This is a genomic window from Thiohalomonas denitrificans, from assembly GCF_016841685.1.
Classification (GTDB): domain Bacteria; phylum Pseudomonadota; class Gammaproteobacteria; order Thiohalomonadales; family Thiohalomonadaceae; genus Thiohalomonas; species Thiohalomonas denitrificans_A.
This window is the reverse complement of record NZ_JAENYR010000143.1, coordinates 1-4,003: the sequence shown is the minus strand read 5'-3', so window position 1 is coordinate 4,003 and position 4,003 is coordinate 1. Positions and strand designations below refer to the sequence as shown.

5 protein-coding genes are annotated in these 4,003 nt (G+C 59.3%); 2 read left to right on the top strand and 3 right to left on the bottom strand.

Annotation, left to right across the window (positions count from 1 at the left end):
• Positions 1–438: 438 nt before the first annotated feature.
• Positions 439–1,239 (top strand): ferritin-like domain-containing protein, encoded by an 801-nt coding sequence (locus Q7L05_RS17070; protein ID WP_303909467.1) that lies wholly within the window; start codon positions 439–441, stop codon positions 1,237–1,239.
• 103 nt (positions 1,240–1,342) lie between these two features.
• Here the strand turns inward: Q7L05_RS17070 and Q7L05_RS17065 are convergent, their stop codons facing one another.
• The 3 genes from Q7L05_RS17065 to Q7L05_RS17055 all read right to left on the bottom strand — a co-directional run bounded on the left by Q7L05_RS17065 (position 1,343) and on the right by Q7L05_RS17055 (position 3,313).
• Positions 1,343–2,083, bottom strand: coding sequence for a UDP-2,3-diacylglucosamine diphosphatase (locus tag Q7L05_RS17065; protein ID WP_303909465.1), 741 nt, complete (start codon positions 2,081–2,083; stop codon positions 1,343–1,345).
• Complete coding sequence (locus Q7L05_RS17060) at positions 2,083–2,583, bottom strand: peptidylprolyl isomerase (protein WP_303909463.1); 501 nt, start codon at positions 2,581–2,583, stop codon at positions 2,083–2,085. The genes Q7L05_RS17065 and Q7L05_RS17060 overlap by 1 nt, the downstream gene beginning before the upstream one ends.
• Before the next feature lie 157 nt (positions 2,584–2,740).
• Positions 2,741–3,313: a peptidylprolyl isomerase gene (locus Q7L05_RS17055; RefSeq protein ID WP_303909461.1), complete on the bottom strand. Its 573-nt coding sequence runs from the start codon at positions 3,311–3,313 to the stop codon at positions 2,741–2,743.
• Here Q7L05_RS17055 and Q7L05_RS17050 point away from each other — a divergent pair.
• Positions 3,312–3,452: a hypothetical protein gene (locus Q7L05_RS17050; protein ID WP_303909459.1), complete on the top strand. Its 141-nt coding sequence runs from the start codon at positions 3,312–3,314 to the stop codon at positions 3,450–3,452. The two genes, Q7L05_RS17055 and Q7L05_RS17050, sit on opposite strands and share 2 nt — an antisense overlap.
• The last annotated feature ends 551 nt before the right edge of the window (positions 3,453–4,003 follow it).

Sequence of the window (4,003 nt, the reverse complement as noted above, 5' to 3'; positions counted from 1 at the left end):
GCGACGAAGTAATCTGGTGTCCTAACAGCGAGATTGCCACGTCGCTGTGGCTCCTGATGAACCTGCCCTCGCTGTCATTACGAGGAGCCTAAGCGACGAAGTAATCTCCTGCTCCCAAAACCCCAGATTGCCGCGTCGCTGGGGCTCCTCCTGATGAACTTGCCGTCGCTGTATGCGAGGAGCCTAGGTGACGCGGCAATCTGGTACTTGGCACTTCGAGATAGCTTCGTCGCTGAGGCTCCTCGCTATGACAAGAGGGAAGTTCGTCAGTGGTTCGGCGGCGCGCAGCGGCGGGTACGGCTCGTAATGACGGCTGAACGTTCACTACTGATTCGGGGCACGGAGCGGCAGGTGGCGCTCGCTTCAAAGTATGCGGTTGCCCTGCTGACGGCCATGACCGCCCTGTAGCGTTTCAGCGTTCTTGGTAGACTCCACCTCATGAGTGAGACACTGTTCACCGCGGCAAAGGCCTGCCTCGATGCCTGCGAGGCCGATGAAAAAGTTTCCTGCACCAAAGCGGCAGTCGAGGCTTGGCGGGCAGGCGAGTTGGCCTGGACAGAGGAGTGCGCAGCGAAGCCCATCGGCGAGCCGGGCCGGCCTCCGGGGCTGAAGCTGGTTAGACCCCGCGACTTGCCCAAACGCCGGCCCACGACGCCCGAGGGCAGGGCGGTTCTCTACCACGCTTTGACGCATATCGAATTCAATGCCATCAATCTCGCCTGGGATGCGGCCTACCGCTTTCGGGGCATGCCGCAACCATTCTATGACGACTGGGTTCGGGTAGCTGACGAGGAGGCGTATCACTTCACCCTGCTGCGCGATCATCTACGTGGACTGGGATACGATTACGGGGATTTCCCCGGCCATAACGGGCTTTGGGAGATGGCCAGGAAGACTGCCCATGATCCCCTGATTCGCATGGCGCTCGTCCCCCGTTGTCTGGAGGCTAGAGGGCTCGATGTCACTCCGGGCATCAAGGCCAGGCTGCTGGAGGCGGGGGATGCCGATGGCGCGGCGCTGCTGGACATCATCCTTCGCGATGAAATCGGTCATGTGGCCATCGGCGATCGCTGGTTCCGTTTCCTCTGTACGGATCGGGATCTGGAGCCCGAAACGACTTATCGGGCATTGACCGATGAGTATATGAAAGGACCTTTGCGCGGTCCCTTCCACCAGGAGGCGCGCCGCCAAGCGGGGTTTTCCGAAGCGGAACTCGCCTATCTGGAAGGTGTCGGGTGAGAAGAAATCCTTGCTCCGTATTCCAGCAGGCTGTTGAAAAACTCCCTCTCCCCGAGGGCGAGGGCTGGGGTAAGGGGCTCAAAGTTCTTTTGCGTCTTTGCGGTTAAAGATCCAGGCTGCATCCGGTGAATCGCTCCAATTGGCAGCCGTCTTCGTCACAGGTGAGGATCTCGGCGTGATCGCTCCAGTCGCCGAGCACGAAGCGCTCGACCGGAGTTCCGTCAAGCTCGCCTTCATGCCGCGCGGGCCGGTGGGTGTGGCCGTGGATGAGACGTTCGACTCGATATTCACGGAAGGTCGCGGAAACCGCCTCGGCATTGACGTCCATGATGGCGCACTCCTTGGCACCGGTCGCCTCCCGACTTTTCTCCCGTAACTGCCGTGCCAGTGCAATACGCTCCGCGGGGATCTTGGCAAGAAAATCCGAGATCCAGGCCGGGTCGCGCAGCGTGCGCCGCATCGTTTGATAGGCGACATCGTCGGTACAGAGTGTATCGCCATGCAGGAGCAGTGTCGGGATGCCGGCAATATCCTGCCGGGTGGGCTCTTCCAGCAATTCGCACCCGGTGGCCTGTTCAAAACCCTCGCCGAGCAGGAAATCCCGATTACCGGGCATCACACGTACCGGGATGCCCGCGTCGGTAAGGTGCCTCAGTTCTGCCAGCACCGGTTCGCAGCCGGGTGGGAGCAAATCGTCACCCAACCATACTTCGAACAGGTCACCCAGGATATACAGGGCGCTCACCTTTCGGGCCCGCTCCTCCAGAAAACGTGAGAACAGCCTGAGGGTCTCGGGCCGCTCTCCGGTCAGGTGCAGGTCGGAAATGAACAGGGTCGAGCCCATCAGGCCTCAGTGACTTCTTCCACTTTCTCGATGATGACATCATCGACCGGCACATCCTGGTGCTGGCCTTTGTTGCCGGTTGGGACCTCTTTGATTTTATCCACCACATCCATGCCGTCGACCACCTCACCAAAGACGCAGTAACCCCAACCCTGTGCGGAGGGTGCGCTGTGATTCAAAAAGGTATTGTCCTTCAGGTTGATAAAGAACTGGGCCGTTGCCGAGTGGGGATCCATGGTGCGGGCCATGGCAATGGCACCGCGCTTGTTGGGCAAGCCATTGTCGGCTTCATTCTGAATCGGCTCGTGGGTTTTCTTTTCCGCCATGCCCGGCTCCATGCCGCCACCCTGGATCATGAAGCCCTCGATGACCCGATGGAAAATGGTGCGGTCGTAGAAGCCCTCCCGGGTGTATCGCAGGAAGTTTTCGGTGGTGATCGGCGCCTTCTCTGCATTAAGTTGGAGCGTGATGGTGCCGAAATTGGTCTGTATTTTGATCACGTTTTCGATTCCTCGGTTGGTCCGTATTGTTCACCGCAGCGCCGCCGCAGCATGGCCGAATTCAGAGTCTTGGCACGTGTCGCGATTAGCCATTGAATCTTTCAGGCTCTTGGCGACTTTGCGGTGAATTCATGAAGGGCTCGGATTCGTTCTCGGTCTAGACGCCGATGCGGCTGACCTTTTCGATGATGACGCTGTTTTCGGGCACATCGCGCTGGCCGCCCCGGGTCATTGTGGCGGTGTTTTCGATTTGCTTGACCACCTCCATGCCCTCGACCACGCGCCCGAATACGGTATAGCCCCAGCCGCGCGGCGTGCGGCCGGTGAAATCCAGCGGACGGTTGTCGGATACGTTGATGAAAAACTGCGCGGTGGCCGAATGCGGATCGCTGGTGCGGGCCATGGCGATGGTACCGGTCTGGTTGCTCAAGTCGTTGTCGGCTTCGTTGATCACGGGAGCGCGGGTGGGCTTGCGCTGCATATCGGGTGTAAAACCGCCGCCCTGGATCATGAAACCCTGGATTACCCGATGGAAGATGGTGCCGTTATAAAAGCCGTCTTCCGCATAGCGCAGGAAGTTTTCCACCGTCTTCGGGGCCTTATCGGGAGAGAGCTCCAGCACAATTCTCCCTTCGCTGGTCTCCATCTCCACCCGCGGCTTGGTATCGGGGGCCGCGTTGGATGTGGATAGGAAGGCGCATAGCAGTAAACCGGTGAGCAGTCGCTTCATGGAACCCATCCTCACTGTGAACGAAAACGCCCATCATATCGGCTGCGGGGAGCGGGATAAAGGCGGCTTTCGGGAGGTCAGGCTAATCGCATACTTTGAAGCGGGCTCCACCCGCCGCTTCGCAGCCCTGAATCGGTGAGGAACGGGTAACCACGGGGCGCACGGGGAAAAAAGACGATCCACCCGATTTAGGGCACTTCTATAAATTTAGAGGTTCCCTTCACTTCGTGGTCCCCGCGTACCCGTGGTTACCCGATCTTCATTGATCGGGCCTGCGCAGCAGGGCGTACGGTTCGCAATGACATCCGCGTTCTCTCTCGAGTTGCTTGGTGGATGCGCTTCGCTTATCCACCCTACCTGGTGAGTACTCCGAACCACGGGGTTCACGGGGCGCACGGGGGAGAACCCGAAAAACTTATTTCACTCCGTGGTCCCCGTGTACCCCGTGGTTATCCGTTATTTACTGATTCGGGTCTCCACAGCAGGAGGATACAGCTCCTGATGAACTTCCCCCCGCTGTCATTACGAGGACGCCTACATGGATGTAAGTGGTAGAGCGACGCAGGATGCCAAAGCCGAGCCCCAGGCGACGAAGTAATCTCCTGCTCTCAAACCCCAGATTGCCGCGTCGCTGTGGCTCCTCCTGATGAACTTCCCCCCGCTGTCATTACGAGGAGCCCCGGCGACGAA

Coding starts and splice junctions, on each gene's coding strand:
- Q7L05_RS17070 (WP_303909467.1), top strand. CDS start 439: ATGAGTGAGACACTGTTCACCGCGGCAAAGGCCTGCCTCGATGCCTGC.
- Q7L05_RS17065 (WP_303909465.1), bottom strand. CDS start 2,083: ATGGGCTCGACCCTGTTCATTTCCGACCTGCACCTGACCGGAGAGCGG.
- Q7L05_RS17050 (WP_303909459.1), top strand. CDS start 3,312: ATGGAACCCATCCTCACTGTGAACGAAAACGCCCATCATATCGGCTGC.
- Q7L05_RS17055 (WP_303909461.1), bottom strand. CDS start 3,313: ATGAAGCGACTGCTCACCGGTTTACTGCTATGCGCCTTCCTATCCACA.